Source organism: Pedobacter fastidiosus, from assembly GCF_014306625.1.
In the GTDB taxonomy this organism is placed as follows: Bacteria; Bacteroidota; Bacteroidia; order Sphingobacteriales; family Sphingobacteriaceae; genus Pedobacter; species Pedobacter fastidiosus.
In genome coordinates this window covers 189,296-211,648 of sequence record NZ_JACRYL010000002.1, presented here as the reverse complement: position 1 = coordinate 211,648, position 22,353 = coordinate 189,296, and the positions used below count along the sequence as shown (strand labels likewise).

Sequence of the window (22,353 nt, the reverse complement as noted above, 5' to 3'; positions counted from 1 at the left end):
TTCTAAGATTTCAAAAAATCGATATTTCTCTTTAAGCCATTAAACTTGGTACGCTTAACTGCAGAGCCCTTAAAAACCTTTTTAAAGACTTCATCGGTAATCTCGGTGAGGTCTTTTTCATTTAAATCTAACAAACCATTTTCTGGCTTAAAAGCCGGTTCGTTGTGTGCTTTAGAAAAACGATTCCAAGGGCAAACATCTTGGCAAATATCACAGCCAAACATCCAGTTGGCCATTTTATCTTTAAATTCTGTAGGGATTTCTTCCTTTAATTCTATGGTGAGATACGAAATACATTTTGTTCCATCTACAACTTGTGGCGCAATTATGGCATCAGTAGGGCAGGCATCTAAACAACGTGTGCAGGTTCCACAATGGTCGGTTTGAAAAGGATGATCATAGTCTAATTCTAAATCTATAATTAATTCTGCCAAAAAGAAGAAAGAACCATCTGTTTTACTGATTAAATTAGAGTTTTTTCCAATCCAGCCAATCCCTGATTTCTTTGCCCAAGCTCGATCCAGAACAGGTGCAGAATCTACAAAAGCTCTCCCAGAAACTTCGCCAATATTCTCCTCTATAAAAAATAAAAGTTCTTTAAGTTTTTCCTTGATAACAGTGTGATAATCTTGCCCATAAGCATATTTGGATATTTTTGGTGCGTTTGCATCCGCTTGTTTTTCCTCAGTATAATAGTTTAAAGATAAGGAGATTACAGATTTAGCATCATCAACCAATAAACGAGGATCTAAACGTTTATCGAAGTAGTTTTCCATATACTTCATTTCGCCATGGTGATTATTTTTTAGCCATTTTTCCAACCTTGGCGCATCTTCTTCCAAAAACTCAGCTTTAGAAATACCACAGGAGATAAAGCCCAAACGAATGGCTTCATCTTTTATTAATTGACTGTATTTTGCAGAATTGTTGTACACGGTTTTGCAAAGATAAGGCTTATGATTTAAAACCTTTTGACTAATCACTTGTTGTAAATTAAGAAAACTAAATTAATTAATTACTGGCTTCTTGATTGATTAGAGGCCTTTACTCAAAATAAGAACATGGAAAATATAGATCCACAACATGTCGAGTCAGGGGAAGCTCCAAAACCGATAGAGAAAGATTACGAAAGTCATAAAGAAGATCCGGGACCAGCAAAACCTGCGGTAACAGAAAAAGATGAAAATGGTGCGGGTTCTGTATTAAAATGGATTTTACCAATAGCCATTATTATTGGCCTAATTGTGTGGTTTGCAATGAGAAAATAATTAGCTTTAGATTATATTGAAATGCCGGTAAGTGATGTTACCGGCATTTTTTGTTTTAGAGAATTATTTTAATAGTCTAGTTTGATATAAATCAGTCCTTCTATCTTTTAAAACTTTAACCGTTCCGTAATGGTGCAATTCATCCAATAAATGAAGATCTACATCCACAACAAGAACCATTTCTGTGTTTGGAGTGGCCTCAGCTTTAACTGCATTGGTTGGGAAAGCAAAATCTGAGGGTGTAAAAACAGCAGATTGCGCAAATTGAATATCCATATTATTTACCTTCGGAAGATTCCCTACACAACCTGCAATAGCCACATAACATTCGTTCTCAATTGCTCTTGCTTGTGCGCAATGGCGTACTCGGGTGTAGCCATTTTGGGTATCCGTTAAAAACGGAACAAATAAAATTTGCATTCCTTGATCGGCATAAATCCTGCTCAATTCCGGGAATTCTACGTCATAGCAAATTAAAATCCCGACTTTGCCACAATCTGTGTCAAAAACCTGAACTTTATCCCCACCAACCATTCCATAATATTTTTGTTCGTTAGGGGTGATGTGAATTTTTCTATACTCATCAATTTTTCCCGTTCTGTGACATAAGTAAGTTGCATTATATAATTTACCATCTTCTAGCAATGGCATACTTCCGGTAATGATATTTACATTATAACTCAACGCATATTCATGCATTTTATCTACAATCTCTTGTGTTTTTTCTGCCAGTTTACGCATCGCTTCAATCTCCGGTAAATGATTATAAGGTTGCAATAACGGCGTATTGAAGAGCTCGGGAAATAGGATAAAATCAGATTTGTATCCACTCAAAGCATCAACAAAGAATTCTACCTGCTCATAAAAAACGGCCATATCTGGAAATAAACGCATTTCCCATTGCACCAAACCTAAACGGATGGTCATAGCCGAACGTGCTGAGGCATCTAAGCCTTGATAATAGATGTTATTCCACTCAATTAGGGTTGCATATTCTTTAGATTCGTGATCGCCTGGTAAGTAATTTTTTAAAACTTTTCTAACGTGGAAATCATTGGAAATTTGAAACGTTAGGGTAGGATCGTAAATTTCTTTGGATTTTACCTTGTCTATATATTGCCTCGGACTTAACTCATTTGCATGAGCATGATAACCTGGAATCCGACCTCCAGCGATGATACTTTTTAAGTTTAAGCTTTCGCAAAGTTCTTTTCTAGCTTCATATAATCTTCTGCCTAAACGCAGGCCACGAAAGTCTGGATGAACGAAAATCTCGATTCCGTATAACGTATCTCCGTTTGGATCATGAGTAGAAAAGGAATAATCTCCAGTAATTAATTTATAAGTATGGCGATCTCCATATTCATCATACTCTACAATTATTGCTAATGAACAGGCCACTACTTTATCATCTACGGCGATACAAAGTTGCCCTTCGGGGAAAATATTTAAAAGTTTAGCAATGCTTGATTTCGGCCAAATCGAGCCACCCATACTATCATAAGCTTGAAGCATGGATTCTTTTAAATCAGTATAATCTTCGAGGGTTAATTTACGTAATTCGATATTCATAAAATGTTTGGTTTATAATTATGAACAGTGAAGATGCTTTAATGTTTGTTATGGATTGATTTTGGATAATTAAACAATTAAATCTTGGATATAAAAACTATTCCGATAATCAATGTTTTGAACCCAAATCTATGTTGATCTGCGGTTCTTATCCTTTTAATCTGTGGGAAATGTTAACCCTAAAACAACTTCCCAGTTTGCACTGGATAATTTTTCTTCAAATGTTTATAAGCTGCTTCGGTAACTTCTCTGCCACGAGAGGTACGCATAATATAGCCTTCTTGAATTAAAAATGGTTCGTAAACCTCTTCAATAGTACCTTCATCTTCTCCAACGGCCGTTGCAATGGTTTTTAATCCAACTGGTCCGCCTTTAAATTTATCAATTATAGTTACCAAAATTTTGTTGTCCATTTCATCTAATCCGTGCTCATCTACATTTAAAGCATTTAGTGCATAACGGGCAATTTCGGTATCAATGTTTCCATTTCCCTTAATTTGCGCAAAATCTCTAGTTCTTCTTAAAAGTGCATTTGCAATACGAGGCGTACCGCGACTTCTACGGGCAATTTCATAAGCGCCTTCATCATTAATTGGCGTTTTTAAAATATCGGATGAACGTAGTACAATGGTTGTTAATAATTTGGCGTCGTAATAGGCTAAGCGGGCATTGATTCCAAAACGGGCACGTAATGGAGCCGTTAATAAACCCGAACGAGTTGTTGCGCCAACAAGTGTAAATGGATTTAAAGAAATTTGTACTGAACGAGCATTAGGACCAGTTTCTAGCATGATATCTATTTTGAAATCTTCCATCGCAGAATATAAATATTCCTCTACCAGTGGAGATAAACGATGAATTTCATCAATAAATAGAATATCACCAGTATCTAAGCCAGTTAATAAGCCAGCCAAATCACCGGGTTTATCTAGCACCGGACCAGAAGTAACTTTAATTCCGGCACCCATCTCGTTAGCAATAATATAGGATAGCGTAGTTTTTCCTAATCCGGGAGGGCCGTGTAAGAGCACATGATCCAGAGCTTCGCCACGCAATTTTGCTGCCTGAACAAAAATCCGAAGATTCTCCATCACTTTTTCCTGCCCAGTAAAATCTTCAAAAGCCTGCGGTCTTAAAACCCTTTCAATATCACGATCGGTAGGGGTTAAGTTGCTCGCTTCGGGATCCAGATTTTCGTTCATTTTTTATGTAGTATCAATTAGTTAGCACCAAGTATCAAGACTTGATACTTAAATCAACGTTGCTAAATTAAAACAAAATACTCAAATTTTTAGCATTTTATTTATCGTTATTTCTGTCTTAACTAATAAGTGATTTTTTAAACTTTTCAGAAACTACCAAATCTTTAGATCCAGCAGTATATTTATAAAACCCTTCTCCAGTTTTTGCTCCTTTTTTTCCGGCTGAAACCATATTGACTAAAAGTGGGCAAGGTGCATATTTAGGATTTCCGAAACCATTGTGTAAAACTTTTAAAATGGCTAAACAAACATCTAATCCAATAAAATCGGCCAGTTGCAATGGTCCCATAGGATGAGCCATTCCCAACTTCATAACGGTATCAATTTCGTAAACGCCAGCAACGCCTTCATATAAGGTAAAAATCGCCTCATTAATCATCGGCATTAAAATCCTGTTGGCTACAAAACCTGGGTAATCATTTACTTCAACCGGAACTTTTTCAAGGCTTTCTGAAAGCGACATAATAGTTTTCGTTGTCTCATCGCTCGTTTGATAACCCCGAATCACCTCAACCAATTTCATTACTGGGACAGGATTCATAAAATGCATTCCAATTACTTTATCGCCACGATTGGTTACTGCAGCAATTTGAGTGATGGAAATTGAGGATGTATTGGACGCTAAAATGGCTTCAGAAGGTGCAGATTCATCTATTTCTTTAAAAATTTTAAGTTTTAAATCAACATTCTCTGTTGCGGCTTCGACCACTAAATCTGCTAATTTTACACCTTCTGGAATTGATGTAAATGTACTAATGTTGTTTAATGCTTCTGATTTTTGAATATCTGTTAAGGTTCCTTTAGAAACTTGTCTTTCCAGATTTTTAGTAATCGTTTGCAATGCCTTGTCTAATGCGGTTTGATTTATATCTATAAGATTTACCTTAAAACCGAATTGAGCAAAGGTATGAGCAATGCCATTTCCCATTGTTCCAGATCCAATTACTGAAATATTTTTTATCATTTTGGTTAGTTTTTGCTTTTTAATCAATTTTAGAGAAAAAAAAATTTGAATTTTAATGTTTTGCAGTTAATTGCCTGAAATCGTAGTATTTATCTAAATTATTTTGTTCCTATATATAATATTAATTGGTAAATTTTGTTAAAAAATGCTTTTTAACAATGTTAAAGCTATTTATCGATACATTTTTCTCATTCATCGTTACTTAACATTTTAATTTTTTTCAATAGCGGTTATTAGTCCTTGAATTATTAATCATCGCATAGGTTTTTAAGGAACTGGAAATCCTCTCAAGTTTTCCGTACGATGAATTTTCTACTAATCATTTTACATGCACTTGTTGGCAGAACACATTCAGTTCGGCGGGGCCTTGTTGTGGTTAATTCTTCAAATATATTATTAACTATTTAAACTAAAATTAAATGTAAATGAAAAGAAAACTACTAAAGTGTGTATTGCTCTTTATTGTTTTGCTGGTAACTAAAGTTTCGGCGCAAGAAAGAACTGTTACCGGTGTGGTAACCGCAAAAGAAGATGGTTTGCCATTGCCGGGTGTGAGTGTTAAAATTGTTAACACAAAAAATGGAGTGTCTACAGGTTCTGACGGAACTTATGCAATTAAAGTAAATGGAAATGCAGTAATCCAGTTTTCATCAATTGGCTATGTTATTCAAAATATAACAGTTGGTAAGGCCACAAAAGTGAATGTTTCGTTAACATCCGAAGCTAAAGCGTTAACTGATGTTGTGGTAATTGGTTATGGAACTGCTAAGAGAAAAGACCTAACGGGATCTGTAGCCAGTATAAAAGGTGAAGATTTAGCTGGAAAACCAGTTGCTAGTTTCGATCAAGCCTTGGCTGGAAAAGTTACCGGTGTTCAGGTAACTAATTCAAGCGGTATATTGGGTGCTGGTCCGAGGATAAGGATTCGTGGCACAAATAGTATTTCATCAGGAACAGATCCATTATATGTGGTAGATGGAATGGTAATCATTTCTAGTGGATCAAGCAGTGTGGCTTCCATAAATCCGCTAGGCGATATTAATCCGAACGATATCCAAAGTGTTGATGTACTAAAGGATGGTGCTGCTACTGCAATTTATGGTTCTAGAGGTGCTAACGGTGTAATTATAATCACCACAAAAAGAGGTACTAAAGGCCAAATCAAAGTAAGTTATAATTCGTGGTTTGCATGGGCAAATGTGGCTAAGCGTTTCGATTTATTAAATGCGAATCAATTTGTAACGATAGCAAATGAAAAACTGGCAAATTCTGGCACAACAACTCCACAAGCTGTTTTAGCAACCGATGCGAGCGGAAATACAATCGATACTGATTGGCAAGATGTTGTTTTTAATAAAGATGCCTTTCAGCAAAACCACAATATCTCTTTCAGTGGAGCTACAGATCAATCAAATTATTATTTCTCTATGGGCTATGCTGATTTGAAAGGTATTATTACGGCAAACAGCCAAACTAAATATCAGTTTTCTGGTAAATTTGAGCAAAAAGCCCTGAACAATCGCTTAACTTTTGGTATGAGTGCTACAGGTTCTTATGTAACCAACTTTGGATTAAATTCTGGAACCAGTTCTTTATCTGGAAACGTTGGGAATGCCATTAGAGCTTTACCTAATGTCGGCGCATTCAACGCAGATGGATCTTACAATTTAAGTTCGGATAATGCTCGTTTGGGCAAAGGCGCTAACTTAAAAGAAATTGATGATAACTATACGAACATCAAATATGTATTGGATCATAACATTTTCAGAAACCAAACCTTTACGCTTTTGGGAAATGGATTTGCTGATTTAAAAATCATCGATGGCTTAAATCTTCGTTCACAAATTTCTACAATGAATATTTTTGGGGAAGATTACCAATATTTAGATCCCTTACATGGCGATGGTGGAAGTGCAACCAAAGGTTACGAGTTGCAACAATATATCCCAAGATTTAGATACAGCTGGACCAATACTTTAAATTATACAAAAACGATTGGTGATCATTCATTTGGAGCAATCGTAGGAATTGAATATCAAAAATCGAAAGATAGATCATTTTATGCCAGCGGATCACAGCTATCAAGTACTTTCTTTAGCGGAGAAAATATTATCAGCAATTCATTAACTCAATCTACTTACGGTATTGGGGGTGGAGTTTCAGAAAATGCTTACAAATCTTACTTCGCTAGAGCTAATTATGGTTATAAAGACCGTTACTTGGTTTCTGGAACTTATCGGATTGATGCAATTTCTTCACTTCCATTAGGTAATCAAAGTGCAAAATTACCGGGCGTTTCGATAGGATGGAGAGTATCGCAAGAAAGTTTTATTAAAGATAGCGAGTCTTTGAAATTTATTAACGATTTGAAAATTCGTGGTGGATATGCTAAAACTGGTAATACTGATATCGGCAATTACCCATTTGCAGGAACATTTGGTGCAGCAACTTATGGAGTACAAAGCGGACTGGCTTACACTCAAGTTGGTAACAGCTCTCTAAAATTCGAAACCAGCGGTAAATATGATGTTGGTATAGATGCAACCCTTTTTAACAATCGCATAACCATTACTGCTGATTATTTTAAAAACAACATCGATAATTTAATTTTGGCAGCACCAACAGCGCCATCATTAGGTGTTCCAGGAAATTCGATTAACCAAAACGTTGGTAAAATGTACAACAAAGGTTATGAGTTTGCAATTAGCGCTGATATTTTACGAAGTACAGCTTTTAAATGGAATGCTTCCTTCAATTTAACTTTGGTTAAGAATCAAATTACCCAGTTATCAAATAACAACTCTGATATTACTTATACCTATAACATCAATCGAGTTGGCGAATCTATTGGCTCACTTTATGGTTACGAGTACGCGGGTGTAAATTCGGCAAATGGTAATCCATTGTATGTTAAAGCAAACGGACAGGTAATTCAAGGTAATATTGCAAATCAAACCTATTATAATTATGATCCGGCAAACCCGACTGCTTTAACTACTGCAACGACTTTATCGGCAGCGGATAAAAAGATTTTAGGTCAATCTAACCCTACATATTATGGTGGTTTTGTAAATAACTTTAGCTACAAAGGTTTCGATTTAAGTATCAACATGGTTTATTCTGGAGGCAACAAGGTGATGAACATTACTCGCCAAGAGAGCTTGCTAAACCAAAAATTCTTAAACAACGGAACGGAAATTTTAGATAGATGGACAACCGTTGGACAGGTGACTGATGTGCCAAAATTATATTATGGTAGAGATGCTTTTATCAACTTAACGTCTAGTGCAGTTTCGCGTTTTGTAGAAGATGGAAAGTTTATTAGAGCTCAGGATATCGTTTTAGGCTATACTTTTCCAGCTTTGCTTATCAATAAAATAAAACTAAGCCGATTACGCATTTATGCACAAGTACAAAATGCTTTCGTAATTACACCTTACTCTGGTTTAGATCCTGAATTGAATTATAGCACTTCAACCAATAGTCAGGCTGGTTTGGATTACAATACAAATCCAAAAGCTAGAACGTTTTTGGTTGGTTTAAATGTTGGATTTTAAGAATACACGATATGAAAATTTTTAATATAAAAAATAAATTGGCCTTTGGTGGATTGCTTTTAACCCTGTTAACAGTTTCTTCTTGCCAAAAATATACCGAGTTAAATCCTATTAACTCGCTGTCAGAAGCAACTGCTTTTGATACTCCTGCAAACATAGAGTTGGTTGCTGCAGGTGTTTACAATACAGCCGCTGTCGGTTCTTACAACGGAGGTTCGGGTAGAGGTTATCCTTTCGGTGCAGCTGCAATTGAGCAAGGCGAAATGAGAGGTGAAGACATGGTAAACTTGGCAACTTTTTACCAAATCACTTACGAATCTACTTACACTTCAACAACAGCAAATAACATCAACCTGTGGAGCAATTTATATGCTTTAATTAATCAATGTAATATTCTAATTGCTGGTGTAGAAGCTGCAGCAACAAAGGGAACAATTACAACGGCGGTTTCTACACAATATGCTGCCGAAGCTAGATTTTTAAGAGCTCTAGCGCATCACGAATTGGTTATAAACTTTTCTCGCCCTTATGTAGATGGAAATGGAAGTAATATCGGTGTGCCATATCGCACTGTCGCTGTAAACTCTACAGATGCGGTTTCCACACAGATTCTAGTTCCAAGGGGAACCGTTGCAGAAGATTATTCGAAAATTTTGGCAGATTTAGATTATGCGGAAGCCAACTTGCCAGTTACAAGGTCTACTTATGCAATTACTAGAGCAACAAGAGCTGCCGCAATCGCTTTAAAAACGAGGGTAAAACTTCATATGAATGATTTTGCCGGCGTAATTACAGAAGGCACAAAATTAGGCACTTCTGCAACTGCAGCTCCGTTTACAAGTTCAATTGGTAATTATGCTTTAACGGCTTCGCCAGATGGACCCTTTATAAGTTTTAGCAACAATACTGAATCCATATTTTCTATCGAAAACAGCGCAGCAGCAAACGGAGGCGTAAACGGCGCCCTTCCAAATATGTTTGGTCCGGCTAGTTTAGGTGGCCGTGGTTTAGTGGCTACAAGCCCAAATTTGTACAATGCTTCATTCTGGGTTACTGGCGATACAAGGAGAACTTTATTGCAAATTCAACAGACTACAACTGGTGCTAAATATTTCTTTAATTATAAGTTTAGAGATTATACCAATAAAACCGATTATGCACCAATCATTAGATATGCTGAAGTTTTATTAAACGTAGCCGAAGCGTATTCGAGAACTACGGCTTTGAGTACCCGAGCACTTGTGCTTTTAAACGCAGTTAGAAATCGTGCGGTACCAACAGCAAGCCAATATACTATCGCAAGTTTTGCATCTCAAACGGCTTTAACCCAAGCGATATTAAATGAGCGAAGAATTGAATTTGCTGGTGAGGGAAGAAGATGGCCTGATATTACGCGACTTTCTCAAGATGCTAATTTCCAAGTTGCAGGTGGAGGAATTCCAGCCAAGATATTGGTTACCGCTTTAAGTGGAACAGGATCTAATTGGGATGCTGTTTTAAGACCAACTACTGCAACAGCAAAGGCTGCAATTCCTTATAGCGATTATAGATATATTTGGCCGATTCCAACGGATGAGCTTAACGCTAATCCAAATATTTCTCAAAATCCAAGCTACTAAATAAGATAGGTCAATTAATATTAGTCGGGATTAAAATTATATTCTAAGAATGAGTATAATTTTAGTCCCGACTTTTTTATATTAAATCATTTATAACTAAAAAACCATTTGATTCTTAGTTTAATCATTAGTATATAAATATCTGATTTTCAAATTAATAAAGTTAAAAAATGTTAATACAGATGTTAAAATTTCTTAGTTCATTTTTTGTCGATACAAACCAATTATTCATCGATACAACCGTTAAAATGCAATCTTTTTAAAGGACTTTTGATTTATCAAGAAAAACAAAATAAGTTTTAATTGGTAATTAAAGGAGAAATATATCGCTATGATTTTAAACAGTCAAAGCGTTTTTATAAAAGTACTTCCTAGTAAAATTTAGGTTAGTTAATGATTAGTTAAAATAAAGGTCTTGCTGGATAGCTGACCTTTATTTATTTTCAAGCATTTCTAACTATGGCGCCAATCTTGTTTTAACCCATTCTTTTTTAACCCACTCGTAATTTATTCTATCGTGCAAACGGCTTCGTCTACCTTGCCAAAACTCTATTCGTGTCGGCTTAACAATATAACCGCCCCAATGTGCTGGCTTAGCGACAATCTTCTCTTCGTTTTTCTTACTAAAATCTTCAAAGCGTTCTTCTAAAAAAGCTCTATCAGGTACAATTTGGCTTTGAGGAGAAACGATGGCGCCAATCTGGCTCGCTTTTGGGCGGGTTAGAAAGTAAGCTTCAGAAGTTTCTTTGTCTAATTTTTCTACCGATCCTTCAATTCTAACTTGCCTTTCCAATTCTGGCCAAAAGAAAACAAGGCAGGCATAAGGATTCCTTTTTAATTCTTTTCCCTTAGCACTTAAGTAGTTTGTAAAAAAGCGGAAACCATCTTCATCAACACCTTTAAGCAAAACAATTCGAGCATCTGGTCTTCCAGATTTATCTGCCGTGGCTAATGTCATTACATTGGGCTCGTAAATTTTGGCCTCAACGGCATGATCGAACCATTTTTTAAATTGGGTAATAGGATTGTTATCTACGTCAGCTTCATCTAACGTTGCGCTTTTGTAATCTTGGCGCAGGTTTTGTAGAATTTCATTTGTAACTTGCATTTAACAAAAATAGGCATCTTTTATGGTGCAACAAATGATAATTATCATGCTGAACAATATAAAACCAAAAACAGGCCGATTACTCATCTCAGAACCCTTTATGGCCGATCCGAATTTTAAACGATCTGTTGTTTTATTAACCCAACATGATGAGGATGGTTCTGTTGGTTACATTTTAAATCAAATCGGCAATCTTATTCTAAGTGATATTATTCAGGATTTGTGGGAAGGAAACAACCATATTTACTTCGGCGGACCAGTAGCAACCGATACACTTCATTTTATACATAGATGTTATGATAAACTCCAAAGTGGAGAACCCATTGGAAATGGATTGTACTGGGGAGGGAATTTTGAAACATTAAAGATCCTAATTAACACTAATGCAATAAGTGAAGAAGAGATTAAGTTTTTTATGGGCTATTCTGGATGGGATGATGGACAATTAGCCCGAGAATTAAATCAGAATTCTTGGATGGTAAGCGATGTTTCTAACCCTGATATTATTTTTAATGTAGATGATGAAAAGCTTTGGCGAGATGTAATTGTAAACTTAGGCCCGAAGTATGCACACATTAGCAATTTTCCTACAGACCCGAATTTGAATTAAGAGTTGTCCTTTAAAATAGCTGCGATTGCAATTTTAAGAGAAGGGATATCGTTAGTAATGGTATCCCAAATGATATCATAATCAACTCCGAAATAATGATGAATAATTTTATTTCTTATGTCAGTAAGTTCACGCCAGGGAATAGATGGATATTTTTGTTTCAGATCTGGATGGATTTTGCTACTTGCTTCTCCAATAATTTCCAAGCTTCGACAAACTGCTCTATTTAATCTTTCGTTTGAAATTAAATCTTCAATCGTATTATCATTAACTTCGTTAATTAAATAATTGCACTCTAATAAGATATGTTTTAAAAACTCAACTTGAGAAAGCAACATATTCTACTGATTTTAAGATATGTGGTCCAATAAAAGGACTAAGAGATTGTTTCGTTACCAAATCTACCTTTCTATTAAACAAATTTTCTAAAAAGTAGTTAAGAGACATAAAATTTTTAAAAGTTTTATTTTCTTTTTTTATGTCAACCAGCAAATCAATATCACTATCAGAATTGGCATTGTTAGTTAGAAATGAACCAAAAAGCCCAATCTCCTTTACTCCAAAATCTAAAAGGTCTTGTTTCTTATTCTGGAGCTGAGTTAGTATTTCTTTTTTGGTAATTAACTTTTCCATAGTTTAAAAATAACTTAATTACTCATACTTTCCGCACTTTCCTCAACCTTTCTTCTCAACTCATCTTTGTAGGCTTGCATTTTTACCGTTAAAGATTCATCAGCTGTTGCTAAAATTTGAGCAGCTAATAAACCAGCATTTTTGGCCGCATTTAAAGCAACTGTTGCAACCGGAATTCCATTTGGCATTTGTAAAATAGATAAAATACTATCCCAACCATCAATAGAATTTGAGGATTTTACAGGGACACCAATTACGGGTAGCGTAGTAATTGAGGCAACCATTCCAGGTAAGTGAGCGGCACCACCAGCACCAGCGATAATTACTTTTAAGCCTCGGCCATGTGCTTCTTTAGCATAAGTAAACATCCGCTCCGGAGTTCTATGGGCAGAAACTACAGTAATTTCATAACTGATTCCAAATTCTTTTAATATATCGGCAGCATCTTGCATAACAGGCAAATCAGATTTGCTCCCCATAATTATTCCAACTACTACAGACCCCTCCGCCCCTAAAGGGGAACTTAAATTTCCAGCGCTCATATATATCTTTTAATCTTTTATTTTATCGTTTAACTATGTCTTTCCACTTTGCTTTTAGTTCCCCTTTAGGGGCTAGGGGTTTAAGCAATTACTTTTAATGTTTTTTGTACATATCTAGCTTTCTCAATGGCTTTTTCTCTATCGATATCTACAATGGTTATATGCCCCATTTTACGGAAAGGTTTTGTGTATTTTTTACCATAAAGATGAACATAAACCCCATCAATTGACAAAACTTTTTCTAGGTTTTCATATTTAGCTACACCTTCAAAGCCTTTTTCGCCAAGTAGATTAATCATAATTGCATTTGTAATACTGCTGGTATCACCCAGAGGCAAATTATAAATAGAACGTAAATGCTGTTCGAATTGAGAAACGTAATTACCTTCGATAGTTTGATGGCCACTATTATGCGGACGTGGAGCAACTTCATTTACAAGTAGTTCGCCATCTTTGCAAACAAACATCTCAACAGCTAAAATGCCTGTAATATTCATTGCCGATGCAATATTCTTTGCAATATTTTCTGCCTTTTGTTGTAAACTTTCTGCGTATGTAGATGGAGAAATTAAAAACTCAACCAAGTTTGCTTCCGGATTAAATTCCATCTCCACCATCGGGAAAGTTTTCATGTCGCCATTAGAATTACGAGCAACTATCACTGCAACTTCTTTTTCAAAATCAATCAGTTTCTCTATAATACAAGGTGCATCAAAGGCTTTTCTCAAATCTTCCGCACTGTTTATGCGCATTACACCCTTACCGTCGTAACCATCTTTTCTCAACTTTAAAATGTAAGGAAAGTGGAATGGGCTATTCTCGATATCCTCTTTCGTATTTACAATTTGAAAAGGAGAGGTTGGAATATCGTTTTCTTTGAAAAACTGTTTCTGAATGCCTTTATCCTGAATTAAACGAATTACTCGGGATTGTGGAAAAACTTGCTTGCCTTCTTTTTCAAGTTGCTCAAGCGCTTCGATATTAACTTTTTCTATTTCGATGGTTATGATATCTGCTTTCTTCCCGAAATTGTAAACCGTATCAAAATCAGTTATAGATCCATTTTCGAAGTAATTAGCAATGTGCTTGCAAGGCGCATCAGGATCTGGGTCTAAAACTAAAGAAGTAACGTTATAATTAATGGCTTGTTGAATAAGCATTCTGCCTAATTGCCCACCACCTAAAATACCTAATTTTAATTCGCTTATCTGTTTTGCCATCAATGAGACTAATTTTTAAGACGCAAAAATAACAAAAAAATATACGCCAATTGGGTTTTTATTCAAATCAAAAAGTATGATTTTTTTGAAGCGCAAGGTAACTGCAACTATTTAAATACAGTCCCGCCATTCGCTTTACTTTACCCAACGAAGAATTGGGCTTCGTGTTCGCTACTGTCGGGGCTATTATAAAACCGATCCTGCTATTAACTTAGAGCGTAAAACTTATAACTTTGCCAAATGAATGCTGATGCAATAATTATTGGTGCTGGTGCTTGCGGATTGATGTGTGCTGTGCAAGCTGGTTATTTGGGTAAAAAAGTAATTGTTCTGGAAAAAAATGAAAAACCTGGAGCAAAAATTTTAATCTCTGGTGGTGGGCGCTGTAACTATACCAATCAATTTGCTTCAGCGGAACAGTTTATCTCCTCAAATCCTCATTTCATTAAATCATCTTTCACTCAGTGGACGGTTGATGATACCATTAGCTTTTTTGAAACTTACGGAATACAAGGCAAAGAAAAAACCTTGGGGCAGTTGTTTCCTGATGAAAAGAATGCAAAAGATGTAGTTCAAGTTTTTACTTCAATTTGTGATGATTTTGGTCAGGAAATTAGATCCAACGTTGATGTTAAGGAGATCGAAATTACATCAGATGGTTTTAAGGTTACTTATGAAAAAAATGGCAAAAGGACAGTGTTAACATCAAAAAAATTGGTTGTTGCCACTGGTGGTTTACCAATTCCTAAAATGGGTGCAACAGATTTTGCTTTGCGTTTTGCTCGTAAACATGATTTAAAAATCGTTGAAACTGCACCGGCATTAGTCCCTTTGACCATTACCGGAAAAGATGAAGAATGGTTTGCTCAACTTTCGGGCAACTCTGTTTTTTGCGAGGTAAGTAATGAAGAGATTTCTTTTGAAGAAAATATTTTATTTACGCATTGGGGTTTAAGCGGACCAGCCATTTTGCAGATTTCATCTTTCTGGAGAAGAGGTGAGGTGATTAATCTAAATTTATTGCCACATCACAATATGGTTTCGCTTTTGGATAATGAACGAAAATCGAATGGGAAGACTCTTCTATCAACTTTATTAAACCGTTTTTACACCAAGAAATTTACAGATGCTTTAGGAAAATTTTTGCCTTTAAGTAAACCAGTAGCATCTTTAACCAAAGTGGAAATAGATTTGATTGAACAAACCATTCACCAATTTAAAGTAAAGCCAGCAGGCGATAAAGGTTACGATAAAGCTGAAGTAATGCGTGGTGGAATTGATACAAATGAAATTTCTTCTAAAACTTTGGAATGCAAAAAGATCCCGAACCTGTTTTTTGGAGGAGAATGTTTGGATGTTACCGGCTGGTTGGGCGGGTATAACTTTCAATGGGCTTGGGCCAGTGGTTTTGTAATCGCACAGAATATTTAGTTTCAAAATAATCGTCATTGCGAGGCACGAAACAATCTTTGTTGAATATTAGATTGCTTCGTGCCTCGTAATGACGGTTTATGGCTTACAAATAAACATTTGGCATAATTTCCCATGCCCACGGTTTTTTAAAGGTTTTAAAAGTTCTCAATTGAGAAAAATAAAGCACTTCGCTAGTTTTACGATTAGCAATATCTCGCCTATGTAGATTACCAACAGTTGTAAATAACTCACGGGTTTTAAAATCGTAAACCCTTTCCGTCATATCGCCAGAATTTTGATTAAAGTAAAGATTTATCGCACTCGTTAAAAACCAATCCTTATTTTCAAACTTAAAGGTATAACCCATTTCCCAGCGCCATTCTGCTCCGCCATGAAAACGTAAATAAAGTTGTTGGTCTTTAATCCCGATTTGATTTAATGGATCTCCAAGTTTTCCACCTTCTTGAGAGCGCAGAATAAAATCATTGTTCTGTACCGATAATCGATAATTGGCTGTAGAATTATCTTTGAAAAATATCGCTAAAATTCGCGGTTTCTGAGTTTCCTTTATAATTTCCGTGTTATTGTCTCCGTAAGTTCTCGTTTCATCAGTTATTTTATTCGATTCGAAAATTACCGCTAGATCATCGGCTCCATCATTATTTAAATCGCCATTTGTAGTTTCAATAACCGACCAATTAGTGGGTGTCAGTTGTTCAATCGAAACTCCTTCCGATTTTATCTTTGGAAATAAAAACGTTTTTTGAGCAAAGCTGATTTGCGCAAATTGCATCAGCAAAAAGAAATAGAAAACTTTCATTAAGATAGAAAAGGTATTGATGTAATTGTAAAACGTTTGGATTGAAGTTTTAGTTTGATCACATTTTCTGGCAGTCGTCTTTTCTACTGGAGCTTAGTCCCGAACTTTAGGGGGATAATCTTTGAACCGAATAAATTAGTTACAAAGATTTCTCGGCTTCGCTCGAAAGGACGAATTGGTAATGACTGTATTAAAAAACATTAAACTTCTAAAATTCCCTTACTTTTGCACAATAAAACAATTCCTTTTGAAGACTGACATTTTTGCCATTACGCCACCATTTACCCAACTGAATACTCCGTATCCGGCAACTGCGTACATAAAAGGTTTTCTAAACACGAAAAATATATCTTCAACTCAAGCCGATTTGGGTATTGAAGTTATATTAGAATTGTTTTCAAAAAGGGGCCTTAAAAATATATTCGATGTAGATAATAAAAAGCCAAAAAGCGATAATGCAAAGCGAGTTCTTGCATTAAAAGAAGATTACCTTAAAACAATCGATTCGGTTATTGATTTTCTTCAAGGGAAAAATCCAACGTTGGCACTGCAAATTTGTGGAGATGATTTTCTTCCTCAAGCCTCTCGATTTAATCAATTAGAGGAATTAGATTGGGCATTCGGCGCAATGGGTTCTCAAGATAAAGCAAAACATTTGGCTACACTTTATCTCGAAGATATCTCTGATTTTATTGTAGAATGTGTTGATGAAAATTTCGGATTCAGTCGATATGCAGAGCGTTTGGGTAGAAGTGCTAACTCTTTTGATGAATTGTATTGCGCTTTGCAACAGGAACAGACTTACATTGATAAAATTCTAATTTCAGTGTTAAAGGAGAAAATAGAAACCGTTCAGCCTAAATTATTTTTGATTTCAGTTCCCTTCCCTGGCAATTTATATAGTGCTTTTCGCTGTGCACAATGGGTAAAAGCAAATCATCCCGAAATTAAGATTTCTATGGGTGGCGGTTTTCCAAATACCGAATTGCGCTCCCTATCTGATCAAAGAGTTTTCGAGTTTTTCGATTACATCACTTTAGATGACGGCGAATTACCAATTGACCTACTTATTCAAAACATTACTGGAACTGTTCCGGCAGAAATGCAGATGTACAAAAGGACTTTTCTTTTGGAAAATGGGGCGGTTGTTTACAAGAATGATTCGTTTAGAAAAGATTACAAGCAAGCCGATGTAGGTACGCCTGATTATACTGGTCTTTTATTAGATAAATATATTTCTGTAATCGAAATTGTAAACCCGATGCACCGAATGTGGAGCGATGGGCGCTGGAATAAACTAACAATGGCACATGGCTGTTATTGGGGGAAATGTACTTTCTGTGATATTTCTTTAGATTATATTAAGGTTTACGAACCCGTTCAAGCAAAGCAAATTGTAGATCGGATTGAAGATTTATGCTCCAAAACAGGGCAAAATGGTTTTCATTTCGTTGATGAAGCAGCGCCGCCAGCTTTGATGAGAGAAGTCGCTTTAGAAATAATTAGAAGAAAATTAGCCGTAACCTGGTGGACAAATATTCGTTTCGAAAAGAGTTTTACGGCAGATTTATGTTTGCTGTTGAAAGCATCGGGATGCATTGCGGTTTCCGGTGGTCTGGAAGTTGCATCAGATCGTTTATTAAAACTGATTGATAAAGGTGTAACCGTAGAACAGGTGGCCAAAGTAACCCGAAACTTTACCGAAGCGGGAATTATGGTTCACGCTTATTTAATGTATGGTTATCCCACGCAAACCATTCAAGAAACTGTTGATAGTTTGGAAATGGTTCGTCAGCTTTTTGAAATGGGCATTTTACAATCTGGTTTTTGGCATCAATTTGCCATGACTGCTCATAGTCCGGTAGGGATGTATCCAGAAAAATTTGGAGTGGTTAAAGAAACTGAAGCTATTGGAAGTTTTGCCAATAATGACATCAATTATATCGATAAAACGGGCATCGATCACAATAAATTTAGCTACGGATTAAAAAAATCGCTGTTTAATTTTATGCATGGAATCTGTTTCGATTATCAGCTACAAGATTGGTTCGATTTTAAAATCCCACGCACAACAATTCCAGCAGATTTTATTGAAAACGCATTAAACGATGATCACAACTTCAATACCAAACCCACTGCAAAAATTGTTTGGCTAGGGGGAAAAGCATCAGTTGAAACCTTTACTAAATCTAAAAAGGGGAATTCATGGGAAATAGCCTCGCTAACTTTTCATGATAAAAAACAAACCTTCTCCATTCAAACCAGTAAAGGTGAAGGCGAGTGGCTGACCTCAATTTTAGAGAAAATTCACATTTCAAATGAAAAGGTTTACATTTTCGCCGAAGTTAAAGCGGATTTTGAAACCGATCTAGAAAACTTTGAATTGTTTTGGTATTCTAAACCAATAAACACATTAAGGGAATTTGGTTTGTTGGTATTATAGAAACACCTAAAAACATCAAGATTAATTCTCCGTTAACCATATTTGAAATATACCTTAACCTTGTATTGTTCTTATTAATCACAATGTGGAACAGTAAACGTCCAAGTTTCAGATTCTCCAACAGGAACGATATAACCATTTCCTCTAGCATTTTCGAACCACAATTTGTTGCGCAATTTTTCTCTGGTTCCAACTTCATTTAAGGTTGCGCTGTCATAAAGTCGACCATTAATCATCACATACTTTATCTTTTCCGAATTGCGGATATCATCTAGTGGATTTGCATCCATAATAACTAGATCTGCCAGTTTACCAACCTCTAGAGAACCGATTTCCTTATTCATTCCCAAATAAGATGCTCCGTTTAACGTTGCTGCTCTAATGGCTTGAAGAGGAGAGAAGCCACCTTGAACCAACATCCATAATTCCCAATGTGCCCCTAAACCCTGAATTTGTCCGTGTGCACCTAAATTTACTTTTGTGCCACCATCAGCAATCTGCTTTGCCGCCTTGGCAATATCAATGTGGTTGTAATCACTATATTCTGAAGTTGTTCTACGTCTGGCTCTCGAATCAATTATTGAACGTGGAGTGTAAGTCATTAATTTTTCGTTTTCCCAAACATTGGTTCTGTCGTACCAATAATTTTCTCCCCATTGTCCGCCATAAGCCACAATTAAAGTTGGCGTATATCCAACCTCGGTACTGTTCCAAAAGTTTATAACATCCTTATAAACAGGTAAAACAGGGATGCTATGCTCAATACCTGTATGGCCGTCAGCTATCATATTCATGTTAGTAAAGAATGTGGAGCCACCTTCGGGTACAACTTCCATTTTTAGTTGTCTCGCTGCTTCTAGAATCTGCTGGCGTTGCTCTCTTCTTGGCTGGTTGTAAGATTTAACTGAAAATGCACCTACAGCTTTTAATCTGCGAAGATTGGCCAAGGCATCATCCAAACTGTTTATCACCACTTTAAAATCACCATCTGCTCCATATAAAATTGAACCCGTAGAATAAACTCTCGGACCAACCATTCTACCTGCTTTTAGCATTTCACTCTGACTAAAAACCATTTCTGTGTTGCTAGAAGGATCATGAGAAGTTGTAACGCCAAAAGCCAAGTTTGCCATATAACTCCAATCTGCCTGTGGTGTAATTCCATCCGGACTGGTGCGTAAGTGAGCATGAACATCAATAATTCCTGGCATAATGGTTTTTCCATTTACATCAATTACTTTGGCATTTGCCGGAATCGTAATTGCATCAGCTTTGCCAATTGCCGTAATTTTATTTCCATCAGTTAAAATTGTGCCATTCTCGATCACTTCATCGCCTTTCATTGAAATAATTCTGGCGCCTTTTAATGCAATTATTCCTGTTGGAACATCACTTTTTAAGGTTAAATTTATATCTGTTGATGATGCTTCTACTTTTGGTGTCGTTCCATCAAAATTGAATGCACCATTTACATCAACAGTAAAATATTTCGGACCAAGTGTCCAATGTAAATATCTACTATCTGCACTCCATTGTACGTAAGTTCCACCATCTGTAGTTACTTTAGCAACAGGAATAGATTTATTTCCTGCAGAAGCATCTTGTGCGGTTCCAACATTAATCATCGGGGTGATGTAAACATTGAAAAGCTCATTAAAGGCCAACCACTTATTGTCTGGGCTGATTACAAACTGATTTGCGTACTGAGAGGTGAAATGAGTTCTTTCATTTGCTCCATTTAAATCGATGCTTTTTAAAGCTTTTTTTCCATCAGCGTAACTTTGAAAATAAATTCTAGTATCCGTATTGTTAAATTGTGGTTTAATTCCATTATCCAAGATCAAAGTTTTGGAGCCACCATTTGCGGGCATGATAAATATTCCCGTTCCTCTGCCGTAATTATAACCTAAGACATCATTTCCACTTCCTTTTCTAAAAACAATTTTATCACCTTTGGTAGAATATTGGGGTGAATAATAAAATCCTTTTTCATCGCTTAGCGTAATTGTTTTGCCCGATTTTAAATCTGCTCTTTTAATCGCTCCCCGCAACTCATCGCTCCAAGTTGTAAAAACCACAAATTTTCCATCCGGACTAAAACTTGGTTCGAACTCAAAATCCAATCCATTCGTTAATCTTTCAGGCGTGCCATTTGGCATTTCTTGTTTATAAAGATAACCCGCAGCGTTAAACACAATTATTTTTCCATCCGGTGATGTTGTTAACTGCCTAAGCATTTTTGCAGAAAAATCATTAGTAAATACCTGTTGCTCGAAATGTAAAGCTTTTTGAACGGTTTGAATGGTATTTGCCTGAAACGGAATCTCGCTATTGATCAAAGTTCCGATTTCGGTTTTTCTAATTTTCCCACGGGCATAAAAAATTAATGCCTTGCTATCTGGTGTCCAAGCAAAGTTTGGATAAACTCCAAAAATTGCCCATGTTTCCTGCTGATCGTGAGATAAATCTTCATTTACCGGCCATTCTTCACCAGTCTTAATGTTTTGAACATAAAGTGTAGATTTTAAACGAACCCGTTTCACAAATGCGATTAAATTACCATCTGGAGAAACCTGTGGACGGCAAGCACCGCCTTGCTCATTAATTAAGGTTGTTAATTTTCCAGTTGTTAAATCTAACTGGCGAATAGCATAAATTGTTCCGTTCGGGTCTTTACTATATTCGAAATTCGGGCCAGGACTTACATCTTCACTGAAGTATAAAAATTTTCCATCGGGAGAAACATTAGGCTCGCCAGCATCTTGTTGATCGTTTTTTCTTTTTGTTAGCTGTACGCCATCCCCACCATTTATGCTGTACATCCACATTTCACCAGATCCTAAAGATCGGCTTGCAGTAAAATGTTTTCTAGCCACCAAATATTCGCTATTTGGCATCCATGTGGCATTGTTTAATAATCTAAAACTTTCTTTGGTAACCTGTTTTTTGTTCGAACCATCTCGGTTCATAATCCAGATATTATCGCCACCACTCTTATCGCTGGTGTAAGAAATGTATTTTCCGTTAGGGCTAAATCTCGGTTGAACATCATAAGCAATGCCACCGCTAATTAATTTTGCAACTCCTCCACTAAAAGGTATGGTGTAAATATCACCAAGTAAATCAAAAACAATTTCTTGTCCATCGGGGCTTACATCAAGATTCATCCAAGTACCTTCATTCGTATTTACGTTAATGGTTTTTGTAGTACCCTGATATTTTTCTACATCCCATTTCTTGTCTTGGGCATTTGATGTGAGAATAATTAGTAAAAGAGCAGAGAGTATATAGAGGTTTTTCATTGTATAGGGCTGGTATTATT

At 36.1% G+C, this 22,353-nt stretch carries 17 protein-coding genes; 6 read left to right on the top strand and 11 right to left on the bottom strand.

The window, feature by feature from the left end:
• Window positions 1-2: 2 nt before the first annotated feature.
• Window positions 3-935, bottom strand: coding sequence for a tRNA epoxyqueuosine(34) reductase QueG (gene queG, locus H7U22_RS03020; RefSeq protein WP_187069987.1), 933 nt, complete (start codon window positions 933-935; stop codon window positions 3-5).
• A gap of 126 nt (window positions 936-1,061) precedes the next feature.
• Here queG and H7U22_RS03015 point away from each other — a divergent pair, with 126 nt between their 5' ends.
• Window positions 1,062-1,268 (top strand): hypothetical protein, encoded by a 207-nt coding sequence (locus tag H7U22_RS03015; protein WP_109928515.1) that lies wholly within the window; start codon window positions 1,062-1,064, stop codon window positions 1,266-1,268.
• Window positions 1,269-1,331: 63 nt separating this feature from the next.
• Here the strand turns inward: H7U22_RS03015 and H7U22_RS03010 are convergent, their stop codons facing one another.
• The 3 genes from H7U22_RS03010 to H7U22_RS03000 form a co-directional block, all read right to left on the bottom strand.
• Window positions 1,332-2,840 (bottom strand): carbon-nitrogen hydrolase family protein, encoded by a 1,509-nt coding sequence (locus tag H7U22_RS03010; RefSeq protein WP_187069859.1) that lies wholly within the window; start codon window positions 2,838-2,840, stop codon window positions 1,332-1,334.
• A gap of 179 nt (window positions 2,841-3,019) precedes the next feature.
• Window positions 3,020-4,042: a Holliday junction branch migration DNA helicase RuvB gene (gene ruvB / locus H7U22_RS03005; RefSeq protein WP_187069858.1), complete on the bottom strand. Its 1,023-nt coding sequence runs from the start codon at window positions 4,040-4,042 to the stop codon at window positions 3,020-3,022.
• Between the two features lie 118 nt (window positions 4,043-4,160).
• The gene (locus H7U22_RS03000) at window positions 4,161-5,066 is read right to left on the bottom strand and encodes a 3-hydroxybutyryl-CoA dehydrogenase (RefSeq protein WP_222621785.1); all 906 of its coding nucleotides are present in this window, start codon (window positions 5,064-5,066) and stop codon (window positions 4,161-4,163) included.
• Window positions 5,067-5,491: 425 nt separating this feature from the next.
• Here H7U22_RS03000 and H7U22_RS02995 point away from each other — a divergent pair, with 425 nt between their 5' ends.
• On the top strand, window positions 5,492-8,623 hold the full coding sequence (locus H7U22_RS02995; RefSeq protein ID WP_187069857.1) for a SusC/RagA family TonB-linked outer membrane protein: 3,132 nt from the start codon (window positions 5,492-5,494) through the stop codon (window positions 8,621-8,623).
• Window positions 8,624-8,634: 11 nt separating this feature from the next.
• On the top strand, window positions 8,635-10,242 hold the full coding sequence (locus H7U22_RS02990; RefSeq protein WP_187069856.1) for a RagB/SusD family nutrient uptake outer membrane protein: 1,608 nt from the start codon (window positions 8,635-8,637) through the stop codon (window positions 10,240-10,242).
• 457 nt (window positions 10,243-10,699) lie between these two features.
• Here the strand turns inward: H7U22_RS02990 and pdxH are convergent, their stop codons facing one another.
• On the bottom strand, window positions 10,700-11,350 hold the full coding sequence (gene pdxH / locus H7U22_RS02985; protein WP_187069855.1) for a pyridoxamine 5'-phosphate oxidase: 651 nt from the start codon (window positions 11,348-11,350) through the stop codon (window positions 10,700-10,702).
• 46 nt (window positions 11,351-11,396) lie between these two features.
• On the opposite strand from pdxH, the gene H7U22_RS02980 reads away from it, so the two are divergent.
• A complete protein-coding gene (locus H7U22_RS02980) occupies window positions 11,397-11,960 on the top strand; it encodes a YqgE/AlgH family protein (protein ID WP_187069854.1) in 564 nt (187 codons plus the stop codon).
• Here H7U22_RS02980 and H7U22_RS02975 read toward each other — a convergent pair.
• The 4 genes from H7U22_RS02975 to H7U22_RS02960 all read right to left on the bottom strand — a co-directional run bounded on the left by H7U22_RS02975 (window position 11,957) and on the right by H7U22_RS02960 (window position 14,355).
• Window positions 11,957-12,298 carry a HepT-like ribonuclease domain-containing protein gene (locus tag H7U22_RS02975; RefSeq protein ID WP_187069853.1) on the bottom strand — a complete coding sequence of 114 codons (342 nt, stop codon included), beginning with the start codon at window positions 12,296-12,298 and terminating at the stop codon, window positions 11,957-11,959. The genes H7U22_RS02980 and H7U22_RS02975 overlap by 4 nt on opposite strands.
• Complete coding sequence (locus H7U22_RS02970) at window positions 12,279-12,593, bottom strand: nucleotidyltransferase family protein (RefSeq protein ID WP_187069852.1); 315 nt, start codon at window positions 12,591-12,593, stop codon at window positions 12,279-12,281. Before H7U22_RS02970 ends, H7U22_RS02975 begins: the two co-directional genes overlap by 20 nt.
• Window positions 12,594-12,607: 14 nt before the next feature.
• Window positions 12,608-13,135: a 5-(carboxyamino)imidazole ribonucleotide mutase gene (purE, locus tag H7U22_RS02965; RefSeq protein WP_187069851.1), complete on the bottom strand. Its 528-nt coding sequence runs from the start codon at window positions 13,133-13,135 to the stop codon at window positions 12,608-12,610.
• A gap of 80 nt (window positions 13,136-13,215) precedes the next feature.
• Window positions 13,216-14,355, bottom strand: a complete 1,140-nt coding sequence (locus H7U22_RS02960) for a 5-(carboxyamino)imidazole ribonucleotide synthase (protein WP_187069850.1) — start codon at window positions 14,353-14,355, stop codon at window positions 13,216-13,218.
• 240 nt (window positions 14,356-14,595) lie between these two features.
• On the opposite strand from H7U22_RS02960, the gene H7U22_RS02955 reads away from it, so the two are divergent.
• Window positions 14,596-15,786 carry a BaiN/RdsA family NAD(P)/FAD-dependent oxidoreductase gene (locus tag H7U22_RS02955; RefSeq protein ID WP_187069849.1) on the top strand — a complete coding sequence of 397 codons (1,191 nt, stop codon included), beginning with the start codon at window positions 14,596-14,598 and terminating at the stop codon, window positions 15,784-15,786.
• A gap of 85 nt (window positions 15,787-15,871) precedes the next feature.
• Here H7U22_RS02955 and H7U22_RS02950 read toward each other — a convergent pair whose 3' ends face one another.
• The gene (locus tag H7U22_RS02950; protein WP_187069848.1) at window positions 15,872-16,588 is read right to left on the bottom strand and encodes a hypothetical protein; all 717 of its coding nucleotides are present in this window, start codon (window positions 16,586-16,588) and stop codon (window positions 15,872-15,874) included.
• Between the two features lie 247 nt (window positions 16,589-16,835).
• On the opposite strand from H7U22_RS02950, the gene H7U22_RS02945 reads away from it, so the two are divergent.
• Complete coding sequence (locus H7U22_RS02945) at window positions 16,836-19,031, top strand: B12-binding domain-containing radical SAM protein (RefSeq protein ID WP_187069847.1); 2,196 nt, start codon at window positions 16,836-16,838, stop codon at window positions 19,029-19,031.
• A 74-nt stretch (window positions 19,032-19,105) separates the two neighbouring features.
• On the opposite strand, the gene H7U22_RS02940 is transcribed toward H7U22_RS02945, so the two are convergent.
• Window positions 19,106-22,333 (bottom strand): amidohydrolase family protein, encoded by a 3,228-nt coding sequence (locus tag H7U22_RS02940; protein ID WP_187069846.1) that lies wholly within the window; start codon window positions 22,331-22,333, stop codon window positions 19,106-19,108.
• Window positions 22,334-22,353 lie beyond the last annotated feature (20 nt).